At 66.6% G+C, this 21,534-nt stretch carries 19 protein-coding genes and 3 tRNA genes; 8 read left to right on the forward strand and 14 right to left on the reverse strand.

Annotated elements, in window-relative coordinates:
* The first annotated feature begins 167 nt into the window (after window positions 1–167).
* A complete protein-coding gene (locus tag K5K93_RS19000; RefSeq protein ID WP_032978640.1) occupies window positions 168–371 on the forward strand; it encodes a hypothetical protein in 204 nt (67 codons plus the stop codon).
* A gap of 150 nt (window positions 372–521) precedes the next feature.
* Here K5K93_RS19000 and dxs read toward each other — a convergent pair whose 3' ends face one another.
* From dxs to K5K93_RS19035, 7 genes are all read right to left on the reverse strand, one after another.
* Window positions 522–2,429 carry a 1-deoxy-D-xylulose-5-phosphate synthase gene (gene dxs / locus K5K93_RS19005; protein WP_222391126.1) on the reverse strand — a complete coding sequence of 636 codons (1,908 nt, stop codon included), beginning with the start codon at window positions 2,427–2,429 and terminating at the stop codon, window positions 522–524.
* A 105-nt stretch (window positions 2,430–2,534) separates the two neighbouring features.
* Window positions 2,535–3,200: an HNH endonuclease gene (locus K5K93_RS19010; RefSeq protein ID WP_025876340.1), complete on the reverse strand. Its 666-nt coding sequence runs from the start codon at window positions 3,198–3,200 to the stop codon at window positions 2,535–2,537.
* Window positions 3,201–3,598: 398 nt separating this feature from the next.
* The gene (locus K5K93_RS19015; protein WP_222388697.1) at window positions 3,599–5,389 is read right to left on the reverse strand and encodes an acyl-CoA dehydrogenase C-terminal domain-containing protein; all 1,791 of its coding nucleotides are present in this window, start codon (window positions 5,387–5,389) and stop codon (window positions 3,599–3,601) included.
* A 65-nt stretch (window positions 5,390–5,454) separates the two neighbouring features.
* The gene (locus K5K93_RS19020) at window positions 5,455–5,931 is read right to left on the reverse strand and encodes an LEA type 2 family protein (protein WP_025876342.1); all 477 of its coding nucleotides are present in this window, start codon (window positions 5,929–5,931) and stop codon (window positions 5,455–5,457) included.
* A 163-nt stretch (window positions 5,932–6,094) separates the two neighbouring features.
* The gene (locus K5K93_RS19025; RefSeq protein WP_222388698.1) at window positions 6,095–6,646 is read right to left on the reverse strand and encodes a lipocalin family protein; all 552 of its coding nucleotides are present in this window, start codon (window positions 6,644–6,646) and stop codon (window positions 6,095–6,097) included.
* Between the two features lie 173 nt (window positions 6,647–6,819).
* Window positions 6,820–6,895 (reverse strand) — tRNA-Phe (locus K5K93_RS19030).
* Between the two features lie 42 nt (window positions 6,896–6,937).
* Window positions 6,938–7,013 (reverse strand) — tRNA-Phe (locus K5K93_RS19035).
* 336 nt (window positions 7,014–7,349) lie between these two features.
* Between K5K93_RS19035 and K5K93_RS19040 the strand changes: the two genes are divergently transcribed.
* Window positions 7,350–8,369, forward strand: a complete 1,020-nt coding sequence (locus K5K93_RS19040; protein ID WP_222388699.1) for an NADP-dependent oxidoreductase — start codon at window positions 7,350–7,352, stop codon at window positions 8,367–8,369.
* Window positions 8,370–8,378: 9 nt separating this feature from the next.
* Here the strand turns inward: K5K93_RS19040 and K5K93_RS19045 are convergent, their stop codons facing one another.
* Window positions 8,379–9,221 (reverse strand): methylated-DNA--[protein]-cysteine S-methyltransferase, encoded by an 843-nt coding sequence (locus K5K93_RS19045; RefSeq protein ID WP_093820543.1) that lies wholly within the window; start codon window positions 9,219–9,221, stop codon window positions 8,379–8,381.
* A 131-nt stretch (window positions 9,222–9,352) separates the two neighbouring features.
* On the opposite strand from K5K93_RS19045, the gene K5K93_RS19050 reads away from it, so the two are divergent.
* Window positions 9,353–10,114, forward strand: a complete 762-nt coding sequence (locus tag K5K93_RS19050; RefSeq protein WP_222388701.1) for an SDR family oxidoreductase — start codon at window positions 9,353–9,355, stop codon at window positions 10,112–10,114.
* A gap of 6 nt (window positions 10,115–10,120) precedes the next feature.
* Here K5K93_RS19050 and K5K93_RS19055 read toward each other — a convergent pair whose 3' ends face one another.
* Entirely contained in the window at window positions 10,121–10,606 is a 486-nt protein-coding gene (locus K5K93_RS19055) for a hypothetical protein (protein WP_093820539.1), read from the reverse strand.
* Window positions 10,607–10,770: 164 nt separating this feature from the next.
* On the opposite strand from K5K93_RS19055, the gene K5K93_RS19060 reads away from it, so the two are divergent.
* The gene (locus K5K93_RS19060; RefSeq protein WP_162887676.1) at window positions 10,771–10,944 is read left to right on the forward strand and encodes a hypothetical protein; all 174 of its coding nucleotides are present in this window, start codon (window positions 10,771–10,773) and stop codon (window positions 10,942–10,944) included.
* A gap of 54 nt (window positions 10,945–10,998) precedes the next feature.
* Here K5K93_RS19060 and K5K93_RS19065 read toward each other — a convergent pair.
* The 4 genes from K5K93_RS19065 to K5K93_RS19080 form a co-directional block, all read right to left on the reverse strand.
* Window positions 10,999–11,074, reverse strand: a tRNA-Ala gene (locus K5K93_RS19065).
* A gap of 137 nt (window positions 11,075–11,211) precedes the next feature.
* Window positions 11,212–12,126 carry an alpha/beta hydrolase gene (locus K5K93_RS19070; RefSeq protein WP_222388703.1) on the reverse strand — a complete coding sequence of 305 codons (915 nt, stop codon included), beginning with the start codon at window positions 12,124–12,126 and terminating at the stop codon, window positions 11,212–11,214.
* On the reverse strand, window positions 12,116–13,009 hold the full coding sequence (locus K5K93_RS19075; RefSeq protein ID WP_222388704.1) for an alpha/beta hydrolase: 894 nt from the start codon (window positions 13,007–13,009) through the stop codon (window positions 12,116–12,118). The genes K5K93_RS19070 and K5K93_RS19075 overlap by 11 nt, the downstream gene beginning before the upstream one ends.
* A gap of 20 nt (window positions 13,010–13,029) precedes the next feature.
* Complete coding sequence (locus K5K93_RS19080) at window positions 13,030–14,085, reverse strand: sugar phosphate isomerase/epimerase family protein (protein WP_059064684.1); 1,056 nt, start codon at window positions 14,083–14,085, stop codon at window positions 13,030–13,032.
* Window positions 14,086–14,186: 101 nt separating this feature from the next.
* On the opposite strand from K5K93_RS19080, the gene K5K93_RS19085 reads away from it, so the two are divergent.
* A complete protein-coding gene (locus K5K93_RS19085) occupies window positions 14,187–14,777 on the forward strand; it encodes a TetR/AcrR family transcriptional regulator (protein WP_093820531.1) in 591 nt (196 codons plus the stop codon).
* Between the two features lie 154 nt (window positions 14,778–14,931).
* Complete coding sequence (locus K5K93_RS19090; protein ID WP_222388705.1) at window positions 14,932–17,262, forward strand: TonB-dependent receptor; 2,331 nt, start codon at window positions 14,932–14,934, stop codon at window positions 17,260–17,262.
* A gap of 67 nt (window positions 17,263–17,329) precedes the next feature.
* Here K5K93_RS19090 and rnd read toward each other — a convergent pair whose 3' ends face one another.
* Complete coding sequence (gene rnd / locus K5K93_RS19095) at window positions 17,330–18,409, reverse strand: ribonuclease D (RefSeq protein ID WP_093820528.1); 1,080 nt, start codon at window positions 18,407–18,409, stop codon at window positions 17,330–17,332.
* A gap of 84 nt (window positions 18,410–18,493) precedes the next feature.
* Between rnd and K5K93_RS19100 the strand changes: the two genes are divergently transcribed.
* Together K5K93_RS19100 and K5K93_RS19105 are read left to right on the forward strand one after the other, a co-directional pair.
* Entirely contained in the window at window positions 18,494–20,377 is a 1,884-nt protein-coding gene (locus K5K93_RS19100; RefSeq protein WP_222388707.1) for a formylglycine-generating enzyme family protein, read from the forward strand.
* A 101-nt stretch (window positions 20,378–20,478) separates the two neighbouring features.
* Window positions 20,479–21,369 carry a M48 family metallopeptidase gene (locus tag K5K93_RS19105; protein ID WP_025876363.1) on the forward strand — a complete coding sequence of 297 codons (891 nt, stop codon included), beginning with the start codon at window positions 20,479–20,481 and terminating at the stop codon, window positions 21,367–21,369.
* The last annotated feature ends 165 nt before the right edge of the window (window positions 21,370–21,534 follow it).

Genomic DNA, 21,534 nt, shown 5'->3' on the forward strand with positions numbered 1-21,534 from the left:
TCGCAATCGGCTCAAGATCAGAAAAATCTGATAGCGATCACATTTCTTTCCTCGTATTGTCGACTCCCGGGACGCCTTGCGCGTCCCGGTTCGCACTGGCCATCCCTGTCGCGCCTGGTGCGGTCATTCTCTCGTCGTCGATACGCTGTTCAAGGAGTGAGCAACGCATGTTGATCCGACTGCAATGTGAGCAGCGCCAATGGCGCGTGCTGCACCCGGACAAGCCGGAGCCGATCGAGTTCCGCGATGGCGTCCGTGCCTTCGATTTCGCCGAAACCCTGGCCCGCCTGCATTTCACCGATACCGGCCAGCGCGCTTCGGTGCGGGTGGAGTCCAGCGGTGCTTTCGTCGAGGCGATCAGCTACGGCTGAGCACGCCGCGTGTCGGCACGGTCCGTGCCATCCAAGCATGGCGTGGATCTGCTTTTGCGCCACCAGCAACCTGGTAGATCCACGCCTTGCGTGGATGAGGAACCTGGGGAGCCACGCATGGCCTGGCCCCACCAGTCCCCTGCAACGCTCTCAGCCCGCCGCGCTCAACGGCGGGTTGCCGGCGGCCAGCTGCGGCCAGCGCCTGAGCAGGGCCGCACGGATGCCGGCCGCATCGATGCCGGCCTCGGCCAGCAGGTCCTCGCGGCTGGCGTGATGCTGGAAGGCATCGGGCAGGCCCAGGTGCAGGATCGGACGGAGCACGTCCTCGGCATTGAGCAGTTCGGCCACGGCCGAACCTGCGCCGCCCGCCACCACGTTGTCTTCGATCGTCACCAGGGCGTCGTGCTGGTTGGCCATCGCCAGCACCAGTTCGCGATCAAGTGGCTTGATGAAACGCATGTTGACCACGCTCAAACCCAGTTCGCGACCCACCTGTTCGGCGGCGGCAACGGTGCTGCCGAACGCGAGCAGGGCGACGCGGTTGCCTTGCAGGCGCAGCTCGCCCTTGCCGATCGGCAGGGTCGACAGATCGCTGCCGGCATCCACGCCGGTACCGCTGCCGCGCGGGTAGCGCACCGCAGCCGGGCCGGGGTGCTGCAGGCCGGTGCTGAGCATCTGCCGGCACTCGGCTTCGTTGGAGGGTGCCATCACCACCATGTTCGGCACGCAGCGCAGGAAGCTGAGGTCGAGATTGCCGGCGTGGGTTGCACCATCCGGGCCGACCACGCCGGCGCGATCGATCGCAAACAGCACATCCAGGCCCTGGATGGCCACGTCATGCACCAACTGGTCGTATGCGCGCTGCAGGAAGGTGGAATAGATCGCCACCACCGGCTTGCCGCCCTGGGTGGCCATGCCTGCGGCCAGGGTCACCGCGTGCTGCTCTGCGATGGCCACATCGAAGTAGCGCTGCGGATATTCCCTGCTGAAGCGCACCAGGCCCGAGCCTTCGCGCATTGCCGGAGTGATGCCGTACAGACGCGGCTCGGCCGCGGCGGCGTCACACAGCCAGTCGCCAAACACATCGGTATAGGTGGGCTTCTTCGCGCCGGTCTTGGCCACCAGGCCCTTGTCCGGATCGAACGGGCCCACCGCGTGGTAACCGATCTGGTCGCCTTCGGCCGGCTCGTAACCCTTGCCCTTGGTGGTCATCACATGCAGCAGCTTCGGGCCCTTGGAGGCACGCAGCGTCTTCAGCGCGGACAGCAGCGCCGGCAGGTCATGGCCATCGATCGGGCCGGTGTAATGGAAGCCCATTTCCTCGAACATCGTGGACGGCACGAACATGCCCTTCCAGTGTTCTTCCCAGCGCTTGACGAAACGCGCGGGATTGTTCTTCTTGTCGCCGAGGATCTTCTTGCCGCCTTCGCGCAGCGCATTGAGCGTGCGGCTGCCGGTGGCGCGGCCGAGCATCTTGGTCAGCCCGCCCACTGCCTCGGAGATCGACATGTTGTTGTCGTTGAGGATCACCAGCAGGTTCGGTTCCGGTTCCATGCCGCCGGCGTGCATCAGCGCTTCGAACGCCATGCCGGCGGTCATCGCACCATCGCCGATCACGGCCACGACCTTGCGGTCGTCACCTTCGGTCTGGCGCGCGATGGCCATGCCCAGCGCCGCCGAGATCGAGGTCGAGGAGTGGCCGACACCGAAGGTGTCGTACTCGCTTTCCTCGCGCTTGGGGAACGGCGCGACGCCATCCTTCTGCTTGACGGTATGGATCTCGTCGCGGCGACCGGTGAGGATCTTGTGCGGATAGGTCTGGTGGCCGACGTCCCAGACCAGCTGGTCGACCGGGGTCTGGTACAGGTAGTGCAGGGCCACGGTGAGCTCGATCACGCCCAGGCCGGCGGCGAAATGGCCGCCGCTTTTGCCGACCGATTCGATCAGGTAGGCACGCAGTTCATCGGCGACCGCCGTCAGTTCGGATTCGTCGAACGTGCGCAGGTCATCCGGTGTCTGGATGCGCGCGAGGCGGGGATAGCGGGCAGAGTCGATCATCATGTTCGCACTTGTTCTGAACGCCCATTTTCGCCCTCAAACGGGGGTGGGGCAAGCAAACGCCGCCGCCCGTGACAGGACGGTGAGGGTTGCATTCCCCGATGTTCAGGTGCAGAGCTTGGAACGCTTGGGCAGCTGGGCCCTCAGGAACGCCATCTGGTCGGCCAGGATGTTGCGGTTGGACAGGATCAGGTGCTCGATCCAGCTCGGCCGGTACGGCACCGCCAGCAGCGGCATGCCGGCCTGTTGCGGGGTGCGGTCGCTCTTGCGCGAATTGCAGTGGAAGCAGGCGGTGACTACGTTTTCCCAGGTATCCAGGCCGCCTTTGGACAGGGGCATGACATGGTCGCGGGTCAGAGTCGGGCGTCCGAACTGCTGTCCACAGTAAAGACAGAGATGGGCATCGCGGGCGAACAGGGCCGGGTTGGTCAGGTTCGGTGTCGGGTCCAGTGCACGCGAGCGGGCATGGCCGCGCGCGGCGATGATCGGGTGCAGGTCCATTCCGCTCTGCATGCCACTGCGACGATTGGTCCCACCGTGGATGTGCAGGCAGGGATCGCCGAGGGTCCAGGCGACGGCATCGCGGGCGTAGAGGCAGGCCGCGTCCTGCCAGGTGATCCAGTCCAGGACCCGGCCATGACCATCCAGTGAGAGCAACCGGACCGTGCCGGGGCGATGCAGCGTCGTGGCGTTGGGCGATGCTTCGGCGCCCGGAGCAGAAAACGGAGCTCCGGCTTCGATCAGACCCAAGCGTGTAGTGTCTGTCTCCATCGGGAAAACAGCTTATACCTGAATCATTGCGATTTGGGTATCGCCCGGAGGGCGAAACCCAAATCGCAAGATTCAGGTCCGCGCATTCCTCCTATTCCCCGCGCCTGCCGGCGCGCCCCCTTTAACAAAAGGGGGCTTTTCTCCAGAGGCATTACGGGTGGTTTCCATCCACGCACGGCGTGGATCTACCGGGAAATTGTCGAAGGCGGGGTGGGTCCGGTTGCGGGGGCTTGAGCCGCATGGATGCGGCGACCGAGCTTACATGGACGTAGTTGCAGCGTCCCCCGCAATTGGACCCGCCCCGCCATCCCGCAGGAAACCAGCTGTTGCTGTTGCTCCAGCTGTTGCGGTTGCCGGCCAGCGGCCGGCACCACCGTGGGTGCCGACCGCGGCCCGGCTCAGGCGCCGAAGCGTTCGTCGTCCATTGCCATCAGCGGTGCGGCGCCCGCCTGGATGGCGGCGGCGTGGCTGAGGGTGCGCGGCAGCACGCGGGCGAAGTAGAAGCGCGCCGTTTCACGCTTGCCTTGGGCAAACGCCGCACCGTGTGCGCTGGCATCGGCGGCGGCAACGCTGCGGGCCCACCAGTAGGCCAGCACCACATAACCCGAATAGAACAGGTAGTCGTAGCTGGCCGCGCCCAGTTCGTCCGGATTGGCGGCCGAACGCTGCAGCACGTCCATCGTCAGCTTGCCCCATTCGGCGGCCTTGGCGCGCAGCGGGCCGATGAACTCGGCCAGGCTCTCGTTGCCTTCATTCGCCTTGGCGAACGCCTCGATCTCGGCCAGCATCAGTTTCAGGCCAGCGCCCTGGCTGGACGCGGTCTTGCGGCCGATCAGGTCCAGCGCCTGGATGCCGGTGGTGCCTTCATACAGCGTGGTGATGCGGGCATCGCGGGCCAGCTGTTCCATGCCGTGCTCGCGGATGTAGCCGTGGCCGCCGAAGCACTGCAGGGCGTTGTAGGTGTTCTCGATGCCCCATTCGGTCTGGCAGGCCTTGGAGATCGGGGTCAGGAAGCTCACCAGGGTGTCAGCGCGCTCACGTTCGCCGGCATCTTCCGCATGGTGGGCGACGTCGATCAGGGTGGCCGCATGCAGGGCCAGCAGGCGGCTGCCTTCCACCAGCGACTTGATGGTCAGCAGCATGCGGCGCACGTCCGGATGGACCAGGATCGGGTCAGCCGGCTTGTCCGGGAATTTGGCGCCGCTGAGCGAACGCGACTGCAGGCGCTCACGGCTGTACTTCAGCGCGTTCTGGTAGGCGCGCTCGGACAGGCCGATGCCCTGCAGGCCGACACCCAGGCGAGCAGTGTTCATCATGGTGAACATCGCCTGCAGGCCCTTGTGCGGCTGGCCGACCAGGTAGCCCTGGGCGCCATCGAAATTCATCACGCAGGTGACCGAGCCCTTGATGCCCATCTTGTGCTCGATCGAGCCACAGCGCAGCGCGTTGCGCTCACCGACGTTGCCGTCGCGGTCGACCTTGAACTTCGGGGTGACGAACAGCGAGATGCCCTTGGCGCCCGGGGGGGCATCGGGCAGCTTGGCCAGCACCAGGTGCACGATGTTGCCGGTCAGGTCGTGCTCGCCGGCGGTGATGAAGATCTTGGTGCCGGTGATCGAATAGCTGCCATCGGCGTTCGGCTCGGCCTTGGTCTTGAGCAGGCCCAGGTCGGTGCCGCAATGCGGCTCGGTCAGGCACATGGTGCCGGTCCAGCGGCCTTCGATCAGCGGCTTCAGGAAGGCCTCGTGCTGCCAGGCTTCGCCGTGCTGCTTCAGCGCTTCGATGGCGCCGTGCGACAGCAGCGGGAAGTTGCCCCAGGCCAGGTTGGCGGCGTTGATCATTTCATTGAGCGGCACGCCCAGCGTGTGCGGCAGGCCCTGGCCGCCCAGTTCCGGCGCCGCGGTCAGGCCGGTCCAGCCGCCGTCGACGAACTGGTCGTAGGCCTGCTTGAAGCCGGGCGGCGTGGTCACTTCGCCGCTGGCCTGGTCGAGCACGCAGCCGATCTCGTCGCCCACGCTGTTGAGCGGGGCCAGCACGCTGGCGCTGAAGCGGCCGGCTTCTTCCAGCACGGCATCGACGACATCGGCGGTGGCGTCGGTGAAGCCCAGGCGGGCGAACAGCGGCTCGACCTTCAGCACATCGTGCAGGCCGAAACGAAGGTCGGAAAGCGGGGCGGTGTAGCTGCTCATCGGTGCGTCTCGATTTGATCAGTAACAGGGGGAGCGGCGCGATGCGTCGCGGCGGAAAGCGGAGGTCAGCGCAGCACGCCGGGCAGGCCCGGGGCCTGGTTGAGCGTGCTGCGGCTGTTGATATCGAAGGTGCGCTGCTTCTTTTCCTGCGGCGTGGCCGACACCGTGCCCTTCAGGCTGTAGGCCAAGGTGCGGTTGCTGGCCAGTGCGTCGGCGATCACCAGGCGCGCGGCCGGGCTGGGCTTGAAGTTCACGTTGATGACATCGGCGGAGACGCCGCCGATGGAGATGCCCGGCTTGGCCGACAGCGGGCCGGCCTCGGTGTCACCGATGGTCAGGGCCAGTGCGACGTCGTCGAAACTCATCGGCATCGAACTGTAGTTCTGCAGGCGCAGGGCGACAGTCCAGTCGCCATTGGCCTGCACGGTCAGCTGCTGCAGGCTCGCGGCCGGTTCCGAAACACGCTTGACGATGCCATCGCCGCAAGCGACCAGGGCCAGGGTGCACAGGACGATCAAGACGGTACGGAAGCGGTGGAACATGGGCGCAGGTCCTCTGAAGGCGGTGCGTGGGATAAGCATACTACGGCGTATGGTGGAAAGGGTCGCCCGCGGCGACCGGGCACAGAGGGTAGCGCGTGAAGATGCACGCCAGGCGTGGGCGATGCTGGATTGCAGGCGTTGCGTGCGCCGGTTGGGCGGCGCCTCAGTCGGCAGGTGCGTCGCGCAGGGGCGCCATCATGCGCAGTGGTGCGAGGTCGTAGCCCATCGCTTCTGCCTTTGCCTTGAGCTGGTCGAACAAGGCGCGGTCCATCTCCGGCAGGCGAGCGAGGATCCACAGATACCTTCGCCCGGGCTCACCCACCATTGCCCACTGGTAGTCCGGGTCCAGCGCGATCACCCAGTAGTCGGCCCAGACCAGGGGCACCCAGCTCAGCCAGTCGGGAACGAAGCGTACCTGCAGTTGGCCGGGCTGCCCTGCAACGGGCCGCGCCACACCCTCGGCGACAATCCGCTCGCCATCGGCCTTGCGGCAGGCGTTGGTGACGCTGATCCGGCCATCGCGGCGCAGCCCGTAGTTGGCAGTGATCTCGCCCACGCATTGCTTCTGGAACGACACCGGCAGATGTGCGATCTCGTGCCACTGGCCGGCATAGCGATCGATGTCCAGTTCGCTGACCGCGCGCACGGGCTCGGCGGCGAGTGCCGGTGCGGCGAAAAGCAGCAGGCAGGCGAGCAGGGCAGGGTGCAAGCGCATTGGTCGGCTCCGGGCAGGACTCTGGAGCGTAGGGTGCACGGCACGTGGAGGTGTGAATGTTTCGTCAACCCACGTGCCGCATCAGTGCAGGATCGATGCGGCGCGATCCATGTCGTGCATGGAGGCAAAGTCACGGACAAAAAAAAACCTGCATTTCTGCAGGTCTTTGAACATGGTGGCCGAGGACGGAATCGAACCGCCGACACGGGGATTTTCAATCCCCTGCTCTACCAACTGAGCTACTCGGCCATGTAGAAAAAAAAGACCCGCATTTCTGCAGGTCTTCGAAAGTGGTGGCCGAGGACGGAATCGAACCGCCGACACGGGGATTTTCAATCCCCTGCTCTACCAACTGAGCTACTCGGCCACTTGTTTCGTTGCAGCGATGTCGCTGCCGAGGACGCGCATATTACGGACGTAGGACAGGTTCGGCAAGCGTTTTGGAAAAAAACCTTCACATTGGTGTCTGTGGCCAGCGGAAGGCCCTGCAAGTGATTGATCCTGCGTTGAGCCGGCCTGACCGGCAATGCCGGACGCGGAAAACAGCGGCCCGTCGCTGGCGCCAAAGATGACGGGGCAAGCGATGCAGCGGCGGAGCGGGGAAGGCACCGATGGAACGCTGTTTTCATGGCACTCACGAGGGCAGGGCGCGGCGTACTGTCGCGGTTCCCTCCCGACGCTGCCCGCAGCAGAGCCATTGGACATGTCCGATTCAACCACCCGCATCGTGCTTGCCTCGCGCCCGCAAGGTGCGCCGGTCGCCGCCAATTTCCGCCTCGAACAGGTGCCGCTGCCGGCATTGGCCCCGGGCCAGGTGCTGCTGCGCAACCGCTACCTGTCGCTGGATCCGTACATGCGCGGACGCATGGACGATGGCCCGTCGTACGCACCGCCGGTGGCAGTGGATGCGGTGATGGAGGGCCAGACCGTGGCCGAGGTGCTGCAGTCGCAGGCGCCTGGCCTGGCGGTGGGCGAGCTGGTGCTGGCCCCCGGCGGCTGGCAGACGCATGCCGTGGTGGCGGGTGATGCGATCAGCCGGCACCTGGATCCGGCCGGGTTGCCGCTGAGCACAGCGTTGGGCGTGTACGGCATGCCGGGGTTCACCGCGTACTCCAGCCTGATCGAAATCGGCAAGCTGCAACCCTGCGAGACCCTGGTGGTGGCCGCTGCCAGTGGACCGGTCGGCGCCACCGTGGCCCAGTTGGCCAAGCTGCAGGGCGCGCGGGTGGTTGCCATCGCCGGCGGTGAGGCCAAGCGTGCGTATCTGGAAACACTGGGCGTGGACGTGGCGCTGGACCATCGCGCCTCTGGTTTTGCCGAACAGCTGCGCGCTGCCGTGCCGGATGGCATCGACGTGTACTTCGAGAACGTGGGTGGGCATGTGCTCGATGCCGTGCTGCCGCTGCTCAACGATTTCGCGCGCATTCCGGTGTGCGGCACCATCGCCACCTACAACGCCCGCGGCGTCGCGCAGTCCGGGCCGGATCGGCTGCCGGCGCTGTTCAGCCAGATCCTGCGCCAGCGCCTGACCGTGCGTGGCTTCATCGTGCATGACTTCAAGCATCTGTGGCCGGATTTCGAGCGCGACATGCCGCAGTGGCTGCGCGATGGACGCATCCAGTATCGCGAGGACGTCGTGCAGGGCCTGGAAAATGCACCCGAGGCCTTCTTCGGCCTGCTGCAGGGGCGCAACTTCGGCAAGCTGGTGGTGAAGCTGGATTGAGCGATCGTGTCAGCGACGGGTGATCTTTTCCCGCCGCAGCAGTTCGCGCTTGCGTTCCACGCCCCAGGCATAGCCGGACAGATCTCCGTCGCGCCGCACCACGCGGTGGCAGGGCACCGCCACTGCGAGAGGATTGCTGGCACAGGCGCGGGCTACCGCGCGACTGGCACGCGGCGCGCCGATGCGCGCTGCGATGTCGGCGTAGGACGCGGTCTGCCCGTGCGGAATGCGCTGCAGTGCCTGCCATACCCGCTGCTGGAAGGCAGTGCCACGGATATCCAGCGGCAGCGTGGTGCCGCGCGTGGGCTCTTCGACCAGGCCGATGACCTGAGCGATGAGATGCTCGTAACCCCGATCGGCACCCACCAGTTCAGCCTGGCGAAAGCGCTGTTGCAGGGAGTGCAGCAACGCTTCTGGATCATCGCCCAGCAGGATCGCGACCACGCCGGTGCTGCTGCTTGCCACCAGTACGCTGCCCAGCGTGCTCTGTGCAATCGCGAACCGGATGACCTCGCCGCTGCCACCCGCGCGCCAGCGCTTGGGTGTCATCCCCAACAGGCGTGGCACATTTTCGTAGAAGCGCCCGCTGGAACCGAATCCCGCCTCGTGGAAGGCATCGGTGATCCGGTCCTGGTGCTGCAGGCCTTCGCGCAGGCGGTCGGCGCGCAGGGCAGTGGCGTACTGCTTCGGCGTCACGCCAGTGGCCTGCTTGAACAGGCGGTGCAGGCGGGTCGGGCTGCAGCCGGCGATGTCGGCCAGTTCCTGCAGCGATGGTTCGTCGACGCTGGCCTGCAGATGACGGCAGACCCGTTCGATACGGGCATCCAGAGCGATATCGGCGGTGCTGTCCATGGTGCGATTCTGGCATGCACCAGGGCAGTGGAAACTCCGTTTCCTGCACCCGCTGCCGAGTCCGGAAACGGAGTGTCGGCAGCGCTGCATGAACGCAGAGTAGCGGGCACATCCCAACCCGGAGCACATCCATGCGGCTGCACGACAAGATCATCCTCATCACCGGCGCCAGCGCCGGCATTGGCCGCGCCAGCGCGCTGCGTTGCGCTGCTGAGGGCGCGCGACTGGTCCTCAATGCGCGGCGCCCACAGCCGCTTCATGAACTGGCTGCACAGATCCGCGCAGGCGGCGGCGAAGTGGCCGTGCATGCGGGTGACGTGGCCGATCCTGCCACCGCGCAGGTGCTGGTCGATCTGGCCCAGGAGTCATTTGGCGGATTGGACGCCGCCATCAACAACGCCGGCATGCTGGGCCCCAGCCTGCCCACCGCAGAGCTACCTGCCGATGCCTGGCGCGAGGTGATGGCCACCAACCTGGATGCCGCTTTCCATGCGGCGCGCGCGCAGTTGCCGGCATTGCTGGCACGCGGCGGTGGCTCGCTGGTGTTCGTCGGCACGTTCGTCGGCCACACCGTGGGATTCCCGGGCATGGCGGCCTATGCAGCGAGCAAGGCCGGGCTGATCGGCCTGAGCCAGGTCATCGCCGCCGAGTACGGTGCGCGCGGCGTACGCAGCAACGTGCTGCTGCCTGGTGGCACCGATACCGAAATGGGCCGGCAGGCCGCGCCCACGGGCGATGCGCGTGATTTCGTCCGCTCGCTGCACGCCCTCAAGCGCATGGCTGAGCCGGAGGAGATCGCCAACGCGGCGTTGTTCCTGGCCAGCGATGAAAGCAGTTTCGTCACCGGCAGCGCGATGCGTGTCGAGGGAGGAGTATCGATTACCCGCACCTGAGCATGCTCACCGGCGTGGCCGGTAGCGGATGCCGCTGCTGGCCATGAACCCCTTCGGATCGAAACCGGCCCAGGCCTCGCCCCAGTCGAAGCGGGCGTGCCCACCTGCCAGCGTCCGCCCTAGTGCCGCGCCGAGCGTGCGCTTCATGAAGGCGACCTCGGCGTCGATGGCCGCCTGGGTCGGCCAGCCCTCCTGCAGCTCTGCACCAGGCAGTTCGACGCCCATCGTCACCATGTCCAGTTGCTGACCGCGGAAGCACAGGCTGATGCCTGCGCGGGCGCCGCCCAGGCTCAGCCCCTGCAGGCTCAGCCACAGATAGCCTGTGCCGACGTCGCGTTCGCCTTGGATCCACGCGGCAAACGCGATGCGCGCCTGGTCCAGTGACAGCGCGGGGCCGATGCAGATCGGCAGGTTGCCGATCTGGATGCGTCCATCGGCGGCGTCGATGGTCATTGGCGCTGCTGGCGAAGCGGACTGCGCACGAGAGGGCATGGCATATTCCGATAAACACGATGCTTTCTGATTCTGGGTGTGAGCCGATTGCGGTCGCAAGGCCGAGGCTGCACGCGGTGTTGGCGCCGGACTGACCTGCGGCTCACGCCCCACGCACTAGCGTTGCCGGGAGCATCGGTCCCCCGCCGATGACGGAGCTTTCGATGAGCGAGCGCGACAAGGACCAGGCTGACCCCAAGCAGGGCGTGCAGGAAAGCCGGCAGGACAAGCAGCAGGATGAAGTGGCCAAGCAGCGTCCCGGCCAGCAGGACCAGAAGGTGCGCGACGCACATTCACGTGCACCGGCGCGCAAGGACGGCGGGCAGGACCCGGCCTGAGCGTCTGGCCAGAACAGAAAGCCCCGGCAGTGCCGGGGCTTTCTGTTTTTCATATGGTGGAGCCAAGGAGGATCGAACTCCTGACCTCGTCATTGCGAACGACGCGCTCTCCCAGCTGAGCTATGGCCCCATGGGGGTGTTGCATCCCGTGGGCAGCGGAGCTGGCGCCACGTGACGGCCCTAGCATAGCGCCGTCACGTGGCGGCTGCCAAGGGGGCCGCAGACACGCAGCGGCGTCGCCGCTGCGTGCCACTGCGGCCCGTCGTTTCAGGACAGCAGGGCCGCCGCGCGCTGGATCGCGATGTCGGTCGCCGCCGACACACCATGCAGGTGGATGCAGGCGTGGATCATCCCCGGCAGGCGCTCCAGCGTGCAGTCCACACCGGCTTCCCGCAGGTTGACGGCGTACTGTTCAGCTTCATCGCGTAGCGGATCGAACTCACAGCTCAGCACCGTGGCCGCCGGCAGCCCGCGCAGATCATGGGCGTGCAGGGGCGAAGCCAGCGCCTGTCGACGGTCACCGTCGCCCAGGTAGGCCTGCCAGCAGCGCTGCATCAGTCCGGCGCTGAGGTAGTAGCCGTCGGCGAACTCGCGGTAGGAGCCGCCGGCCATGGTGGCATCCAGTGCCGGGTACAGCAGCAGTTGATGCGATGGCAACGGCAGTCCCTGATCGCGCAGCAGCAGGCAGCACGCGGCGGCGAGGTTGCCGCCGGCGCTGTCGCCGCCGATGACCAGCCGTGCCGGATCAAGACCCAGTGCGGCGGCATTGGCCTGCAGCCACAGCCAGGCGTCGGCGACGTCGTGCAGCGGCGTCGGGAACGGATGCTCCGGCGCCAGACGATAGCCGACGGCAGCGACGACATGGCCGCTGGCATTGGCCAGGGCCCGGCAGGGCCCGTCATAGACCGCCAGCGAGCACTGGAACCAACCACCGCCGTGGGCGAACAACAGGGCAGGGCGCAGCTCGGAGCCGTTGACTGCGGGCGTATACAGGCGCACGACCAGCGCATAACCGTCGCGCGCGCTGATGACGTGCTCCACGACATGCGATACCGCCTCGGTGGCGCCCTGCAGCGTGGGCAGCGCCTGCTCGCTCAGTGCGCGCAGTTCGAGCAGATCGTCTGGCAGCGGTTGCGCCGCCACCGCATCGACGAAAGACTGCAACGCAGGTTCAAGCGGCATGGTCAGCCTCCTGCAGGAACGGCAGCAGCTGGGCGAGGAAGGCGTCCGGTGCTTCTTCCATGATGAAGTGGCCACAGCCCGGCACGACGCTGCCGCGCAGGTCATCGGCGTGCGGCTGCAGGGTCAGCATCGGGGCATTGCCGGTGGCGTGCTCGGCGCCGATGGCCAGCACCGGCATCCTCAACCGGCGTTGTGCGCGGAGCTGGTTCTGGCGGATGGTTTCCGGAATCGCGCGGTACCAGGCAAACCCTGCACGCAACGCGCCGGGGCGGCTGTAGGCGGCGATGTAGGTTTCGCTGGCCACCGCGTCGCGCCGGTACGACCAGCGGTCGAACATGAAGTCCAGGTAGGGACGTTCGCGACCGGTGATGAGGGCCTCGGGCAGATCGGCCACCTGGTTGAACATGAAGTGCCACAGGAAGATGTTGTCGGCCGGCGCGGCGAAGATGCCCGGCTCAGGCGCCAGCCCGGGAATCACCGCTTCGGTCACGGCCAGGCGCTGCACCGCCTGCGGCTGGTCGCTGGCCAGTGCATAGGCGATCCACATGCCGATGTCATGGCCGACTACCTGATAGCGCTCGTGGCCCAGCGCCTGCATGGTCTGGTGCAGTACTGCGGCGGCGCTGCCGGTGTCGTAGCCGTGCGCAGGGCGATCGGATTCGCCGATGCCGGGCGGGTCGACCGCGATCGCTTCGAAGCCGGCCTCGGCCAGGGCATGCAGCACGTGGCGCCAGGCGTACCAGGTCTGCGGCCAGCCGGGAATCAACAGCACCGGTTGACCGCTGCCGGCGGAGACGCAATGCACGCGCTGGCCGTCGATGCGCAGGTAGTGGTGGCGCAGGGTGTCGTCGCCGGGGGTACCAGCGGTGGAAAAATTCGTCATGGGGATGTTCCTGTGGGGGCTCAGGCGATGCCGAGCATGTGCTGCATCTGGGCGCTGCTGATCGGCGCGCCGGCGAAGTCGTCGAAGATCTTGTCGGTGACCGGGATGATGTGGTCGCGGATGAAGGCGGCACCTTCGCGCGCGCCGGCTTCCTGGTCCTTCAGGCAGCACTCCCATTCCAGCGTTGCCCAGCCGGCGTAGTCGTACTGTGCCAACTTGGAGAAGATCGACTTGAAATCGACCTGGCCATCGCCCAGCGAGCGGAAGCGGCCCGCGCGTTCGGTCCAGTCGGCGTAGCCACCGTAGATGCCCTGGCGACCATTGGGACGGAACTCCGCATCCTTGACGTGGAACATGCGGATCAGCGGATGGTAGATGTCCAGGAACTGCAGGTAATCCAGCTGCTGCAGCACGAAGTGGCTGGGATCGAACAGGATGCGGCAGCGCTCGTGCTGGCCCACACGCTCGAAGAAGCGTTCGAAGCTGGTGCCATCGTGCAGGTCTTCGCTGGGATGGATTTCGTAGCAGAGGTTGATGCCGTTGTCCTCGCAGGTATCGAGGATCGGCCGCCAGCGGCGCGCCAGCTCATCGAATGCGGCATCGATCAGGCCCGGCGGACGCTGCGGGAAGGGGAACAGGTAGGGCCAGGCGAACGAGCCGGAGAAGGTGCCCATGTCCTGCAGGCCGAGCCGGCGCGAGGCGCGGGCGGCAAGATGCAGCTGCTGCTGTGCCCATTCGCTGCGTGCCTGCGGATTGCCGCGCAGCGCTTCCGGTGCGAAGCCATCGCACAGTTCATCGTAGGCCGGATGCACCGCCACCAGCTGGCCCAGGATGTGGGTGGTCAGCTCGCTGACCTGCAGGCCGTGCTCGGCCAGGGTGCCACGCAGGTCATCGCAGTAGTCCTGGCTGTCGGCAGCGGTGGCCAGGTCGAACAGGCGCGCGTCCCATGCCGGAATCTGCAGGGCCTTGAAACCATGACCGGCCGCCCAGGCGGCGATGCCGGACAGGCTGTCGAACGGTGCCTGGTCGCCAGCGAACTGCGCCAGATGCAGGCTGGGGCCTTTGAGGGTTTGCATGTGCTGCTCCAATTGTTTGTCGGTCGACAAAGAATAGGCGCGTGCATCGGGATGGTCAACACCCGCGTTACACTGCGCGCCTCAGAACGGCAGGCAGGCAGATGGCAGGGCGACCGCGCGAATTCGACAGGGACCAGGCATTGCGCAAGGCGATGCTGCTGTTCTGGCAGCACGGCTATGAGGGCACCTCGATGTCGGCCCTGGTCGAGGCGCTTGGCATTGCCTCGGCGCGCATCTACGCCGCGTTCGGTAGCAAGGAGCAACTGTTCCGCGAAGCGGTGGCGCTGTACGAGGAAGGCGAGGGCGGCTTCGCGCCGCGCGCGCTGGAGCAGGCGTCACTGCGCGATGCGATCGGCAGCATGCTGCGGGATGCCGTGTTGACCTACACCCGTCGCGGTCGTCCGCATGGCTGCCTGGTGGTGTCCTCGGCCAGCAGCGTGTCACCGGATGGCGAGGGCGTGCGCGACTGGCTGGCCAGCCACCGCCGCCAGCGCACGGCGGCGATCATCGCGCGGCTGCAGCAGGCGCAGGCCGAGGGTGAGTTGGCCGACGACGCGGCGGTGCAGGCGCTGGGTGATCACTTCGCCACGGTGCTGCATGGCATCTCGGTGCAGGCGCGAGACGGCATCAGCCGCGAACGCCTGCTGGCGATGGTCGAGGTTGCGCTGGCGCCGTTACCGCAGCACGGCTGAGGCGGGGACTGTGCCGAAAGCGGCCTGATCCCCCTGCTGCCTGACGACGCAACGAAATTGTAACAATTTGGAGGATAATGGCCGCTTGCGCAGTTTTCCTCCTATTTGCCGCCCGGCCAGCGCAGGCCGCACGGACGCCTCCTCAGAGCTTTCGATGCCTTCCCATTCCGATTCCCGCCGTTCGTCGGGCATGTCGTCCTCCTTCGTTTCCTTCCGTCGCCATCCGCTGGCCCTGGCCTGTGCGGGCCTGGCGCTGGCTGCCAGCTTCGGTGCTGCTGCGCAGGACAGTGCGCCGACCCCGACCGGGCTGGACACCATCACCGTGACCGCCGAGCACCGCGAGCAGAACCTGCAGGAAGTGCCGGTGTCGGTCGGCGTGGTACAGGGCGAGCGCATGCGCGACTTCACCGCCGGCGGCGACGACACCCTGCTGGCGCTGTCCGGCCGCGTGCCGAGCCTGTATGCGGAAACCACCACCGGCCGCATCTTCCCGCGCTTCTACATCCGCGGCCTGGGCAACATCGATTTCTACCTCGGTGCCTCGCAGCCGGTGTCGATCATCCAGGACGACGTCGTGCTGGAGCACGTGGTGCTGAAGTCCAACCCGGTCTATGACGTGGACCAGGTGGAAGTGCTGCGCGGTCCGCAGGGCTCGCTGTTCGGCCGCAACACCACCGCCGGCATCGTCAAGTTCGACACCCTCAAGCCGACCCAGGACTACAGCGGCCGCGTCAGCGCCAGCTATGCCTCCTACAACAGCGTGTCGATCGACGGTGGCTTCGGCGGCCCGATCAACGACATCGCATCGTTCCGCGTGTCGGCGCTGTACCAGCACCGCGACGACTACGTCGACAACACCTACACCGGCCCCAGCGCCGACGGCACGGTCAGCCCGAAGAAGAACGCCATGGGCGGCTTCGACGACCGCAACGTGCGCGCGCAGCTGCTGCTGACCCCGAGCGACCAGTTCTCGATCCTTGCTTCGGCCCACGCCCGCGACTACGAAGGCACCTCGACCCTGTTCCTGCGCAACGCACTGACCAAGGGCTCGAACAAGACCGACGTGCCGCGTGACCAGGTCGCCTACGACGAGGCCGACAACAACCCGCAGGCGTACAAGACCTACGGCGGTTCGGTGAAGGCGCGTTATGACTTCGGCGCGATCGACTTCACCTCGATCACCGCTTACGAGACCACTTCCGGCTACAGCCGCGGTGACACCGACGGCGGCGCTGCGGTCAACTTCCCGGTCAATGGCGTGCCGAACGGCTACGGCCAGTCGATGGGCCAGATCCGTGACCTGGACCAGTGGACCCAGGAGTTCCGCCTGGCCAGCCATGACGACAGCGCCCTGCAGTGGCAGGCCGGTGCGTTCTACTTCAACGGCGGCGACACCACCGACTTCTACCAGCGCGGCTGGTTCCTGAAGGGCGCTGCGCGCAACCCGAACAACTGGGTGCGCCTGCGCAACAAGAACACCTCCTGGGCCGGTTTCGGCCAGCTGAGCTACGCCTTCACCGACAAGTTCACCGTCACCGCCGGCCTGCGCCAGACCCGCGATGAGAAGCACACCCGCCTGCTGAAGACGGCCGATACCGCTGCCGGCCTGGTCACCTACAAGGGCCGCACCGACGTCAAGATGACCGACACCACCCCGAGCTGGGATCTGAGCGCGATGTATCAGATCACCCCGGACGTGAGCGTCTATGCGAAGGTCGCCCGCGGCTTCCGTGGCCCGACCATCCAGGGCCGTTCGGCGGTGTTCAATGCCGACTTCACCACCGCCGATTCGGAGACGATCCTGTCCTGGGAAGCGGGCGTGAAGAGCAGCCTGTGGGACAACCGCCTGCGCCTGAACGCCACCGCGTTCACCTACACCGTCAACGACATCCAGCTCAACGGCAACGATTCGGACGGCAACGGCGTGCTGTTCAACGCCGACAAGGCCAAGGCCTACGGCTTCGAAGCGGACATGGAACTGCGCCCGATCCAGAACCTGACCCTGAGCGCCGGCCTGAGCCTGCTGCACAGCGAGATCAAGGACAAGCGCGTCTACGCGCAGGTCTGCGGCCTGAACGGCCAGGTGGTGTGCACGGTGAACGATCCGACCATCAAGGTCGGCGCCAACACCTTCGCGCAGATCGACGGCAATCCGCTGCCGAACGCACCGAAGTACAACATCAACCTGGCAGCGCGTTACGACTTCCCGGTCAGCGACGCGGCCACGATGTTCGTGTCCACCGACTGGAACAAGCAGGGCTACACCAGCTTCGTGCTGTACGACAGCAAGGAGTTCAACTCCAAGGGTGATTTCGAGGGTGGCCTGAAGATCGGCTACTCGGGCAACTACGGTGCCTACGAAGTGGCGCTGTTCGCGCGCAACATCACCAACGAGAAGAACCTCAAGGGCGTGATCGAGAACTACATGGCCGCGGTCTACAACGAACCGCGCACCGTGGGTGTTTCGCTGAACATGAACTGGTAAGCACTACCGGTTGGAGTATCGAAAACGGCGCTCATCGAGCGCCGTTTTTCGTTATCCGCCCGGTTCCTCAGACTGCCGGCAGCAACGCCTGCAACCGCGGCTCCAGTTCCTGCTGGCGCCAACCGGCCAGCGCGGCAGGCCACTGCCGATGCTCCAGATAGCTTTCCAGATGCTTGCGTGAGGCCAGCACGCCGTCTGCCAGGCCGAGCTCGCGGCTGCGTTCGGCCACCGCATCCTGCAGCTTCTTCAGCAGCTGCTTGCTGGCATCGCTGGCCTGCATCGCCAACGGCGCATCGGTTTCGTCGGCCAGCGGCGTGTCCAGCGCCTGCCATACCGCAGCGGCCAGCTTGCGCGGCGCCTTCGGGAACTGTTCGAACAGCTTGCTCACTGCAGCCGCGTCGGCTGGCGGGGTGCGTGCCAGGGTGGCGGCCAGTTCGTTGTCCAGGATCCAGCTGCGCGGACGGTCGCTGGCGCGCGCCTGCACGTCGCGCCAACGCAGCAGGCGCAGCAGGCGGCGCTGCGCGGACGCGTCCAGGAACTGCGCCGAGCGCATGCCCAGGTGGGGCCAGCGGTCTTCGTCATTTGCCACGCTGGCCAGCAGGCGCTCGCCATCGTCGTGCAGCCACTGCTGGCGCCCCAGCGTTTCCAGCTTGGCGGAGATGGCGTCGTGCATCGCGAACAGATGCTCGACGTCGTCGGCGGCGTACTTCAGCTGGGAGTCCGACAACGGCCTGCGCATCCAGTCAGAGCGGGTTTCGCCCTTTTCCAAGGCCACGCCGGTGATCTCCTGCACCAGCTTCTGGTAGCCCATGCCAGCACCGATGCCGGCCAGCGCGGCGCCGATCTGGGTGTCGAACAACGGACGCGGCAGCACGCCACAGGTCCACTTGAACGCCACCAGGTCTTCGCTTGCGCTGTGCATCACCTTGGTGATGGATTCATCGGCCAGCCACGGCGCCAAGGCCTCTGGCATGCCGGGAATCAACGGGTCGATCAGCAGGATGTCCTCGCCGACGGCCATCTGCACCAGCGCCAGTTGTGGCCAGAAGGTGCGTTCACGGATGAATTCGGTATCCAGGCCGATGCGGGTCGGCCGCTGCTGGCGGTATGTGTCCAGCTCGGCGGGGGTGGTGATCCAGGTTGCCACGTGTCAGGGCCTACTACTCGGGTTTGCTCAGGCAGGGGAGAATAGCCTAACGTCGGTCCGCATCCGTGCCGAAGGAGGCCCTGCTTGCGTTTTCTGCTGTCGCCCGCGCTGTTTACCGCCTTGGCCGTGAGCCTGGCCGGTTGCACGCCGTCGCCCCCTGCGCAGACCGCCGGTGGCCCCGCAGCCCCCCCGGCCGACCCTGCACCGCAGGCCGGGCCGGCGCCTGGTACCGGGCAGGGTACGGTGACCATTGCCGGCGACGATGCGGCCGAGGACGTCCAGCAGTGGACGCCGCCGCGGGTCGATCGCCAGGGGCGTACGCTGGCACAGCTGCGCCGGGCTGCCGAGCAGGCGTTCGCCCAGGGGCATCTGTACGAAGATGGCGACGCGGCGGTGCCCTTGTGGCTGGCGGTGCAGGAAGAAGATGCGGACGACCGCCAGGCGCGCCTGGGCCTGCAACGTGCCAAGCAGCGCCTGCTGCAGCAGGCCGATGCCTTGTTGCAGCAGCCATTGCAGCAGCGTGAGGCGCTGGCCGAAGCCGGGCGCCAGGCGCTGGTGCTGCTGACCCTGGCGCCGAAGGACGAGAAGGTCCGCGCGCTGCAGGGGCGGGTCGAGACCGCGCAGCGCGTGGTCGCCTACAACCGCGCGGGCGAAGACGATCTGCGTGCCGACCGGATAGGGGAAGCCGGTGATGGTGCGATTGGCAACTTCCGTGAGGCACTTGCGCTGGACCCGGCAAACCGTCGCGCGCGGCAGGGACTGGCTGCTGCGGAAAGTGGGCTGATCCGGCGTGCCGAGGATGCCGCGCGCATCCGCGATTTCGCCAGTGCCGGCGCGTGGTTGGCAGAGGCGAGCAAGGTGAGGGACTCGTCACCGACGATCGCCGATGCGTTCGAGCGCATCGAGCAGATCCGTGCAGCGGCACTGGTCCAGCTGCGTGATGGCGGCCTGCAGGATCTGACCACCCCGCAGGGGCTGAAGCCCGCGCGCGAGAAGTTGGCCGAAGCGCTGCGCATTGCCTTGCCGGGCGACGCGGTGGTGGCACAGCTGCGCGAGCGCATCGAACTGGCCACCCATTACGGCAGCTTCCGGCCGGGACAGGTGTTCAGCGACGCACTGCGTGATGGTGGTCGTGGGCCACAGATGATCGTGGTGCCCCATGGCGGATTCCAGATGGGCGCCAGCGACAGCGAACCAGGCGCGACCGATGCAGAGCGGCCGTCGCACTATGTACGCTTCGAGCGCGGTTTCGCGATGGCGATCACCGAGATCACCGTGAGTGATTTCGAGCGCTACGTGAAGGCGACCAATGCCCGCCCACGTGCGACCCGGCGTGGACATTCGGTGGTCTATGACGAGCGCAGCGGCAATTTCATACGTCGCAGCGGCGTGGACTGGCGGTCCGACTATGACGGCGGGCGGGCACTGGGCAATTCGCCGGTGATGCACGTGAGCGTGCGCGACGCAGAAAATTACGCGACCTGGTTGTCCGAACAGACCGGCCGCAGCTACCGCCTGCCCAGCGAGGCCGAGTTCGAGTATGCGATGCGTGCCGGCAGCAGTGGCCGCTACCCGTGGGGCGATGCCGGGTTGCCACCGGAAGGCAGCGGCAATTACACCGGCAGCAAGGATGTCTCTCCTTCCGGCAGGCATTGGCACAACGCCTTCGTCGGCTATGGCGACGGTTGGTGGGGGCCAGCTCCGGTCGCCAGCTTCCAGGTCAACGCCTTCGGGCTGCACGACATGGGCGGCAATCTGAGCGAGTGGGTGGCCGACTGCTGGCATGCCAGCTATCGGCGCGCGCCGGCTGATGGTGTGGCGTGGTTCAACCCGGGCTGCCGTTCACGGGTGATCCGGGGTGGCAACTGGGCCAATGCGCCGGAGCAGACCCGGGCGGCGTGGCGGCAATCGCAGGATTCGGATACCACCAACGCGCGCATCGGCTTCCGACTGGTGCGAGGGATCTGACGGCGCGCATGGATCGGTGCCGGTTTCACCCGCCGCAGGCGGCGCCGCACTAAGATTGCGCCGTACCCGCCGGCCGGCGGGGTCAGCCGGAAGACCTGCCGATGCGCAACGATCCTTTTTCCCGCTCGCCGCAGCAGCGGCGTGGCCTGTTTGGCAACATCCGCTGGTGGGTGCTGCTGCTGGCCGCCGGCTACGCGGCGTTCTACTGGTTCTCCAACCGCGCGGTCGATCCTTATACCGGCGAGAAGGTGCTGATCGACAGCAGCCTGGACGCCAGCCAGGAGAAGGCGCTGGGCCTGCAGGCCTACCAGCAGATCCTGTCGCAGGAACGCCCTTTGGGGCCGAATGAACAGGTCTCGCGCGACGTCCGGGCGATTGCCGAGCGACTGATCGCCAAAGTGGATGTTGTCGAGACCGCGTTGGCGCAGGAACACGGGTTGCAGCCGGCACACTTCGCTCGCGACTTCGAGTGGGAAGTGAACGTGATTCCGTCCGAGCAGGCCAATGCCTTCTGCCTGCCCGGTGGCAAGATGGCCGTCTACACCGGGCTGATACCGGTTGCGCGCACCCGCGATGCGATGGCGGTGGTGATGGGCCATGAGATCGCCCACGCATTGCTGCGCCATGGTGCACAACGCATGGCCCAGCAGAAGCTGACCCAGATCGGTCAGGTGGCCGGCGCCGCCAGCGGCATGGATGCGCAGCAGCAGCAGATGATGATGTCGGCGATGGGCTACGGGTACCTGTTGCCGTACGCGCGCAGCCACGAGACGCAGGCTGATGAAGTGGGCCTGATGCTGGCGGCCGCGGCGTGTTTCGACCCGCGCGAGGCGGTGCCGCTGTGGCAGCGCATGGGCCAGGCCGGTGGTGGCCAGTCGCCGCCGGAGTTCGCCTCGACCCACCCCAATCCGGGTACCCGTATCCAGAACCTGCAGGCGTTGATGCCGAAGGCACTGGAGTATCGGCAGAAGTTCTGCGAGCAGGCCAGGTAAAGGGGGGTTCGGCAGGGCTGCGCCCTGCACCCGCAGAAGCAATGGCAACGGCAGAAGCTGGCTTCCTGTGGGGAGGCGGGGTGGGTCCGGTTGCGGGGGACGCTGCAAGTACGTCCCTGTAAGCTCGGTCGCGCCATCCATGGCGCTCACGCCTCCGCCACCGGA

It is taken from the genome of Stenotrophomonas sp. DR822 (assembly GCF_019793815.1).
Lineage (GTDB): Bacteria > Pseudomonadota > Gammaproteobacteria > Xanthomonadales > Xanthomonadaceae > Stenotrophomonas > Stenotrophomonas indicatrix.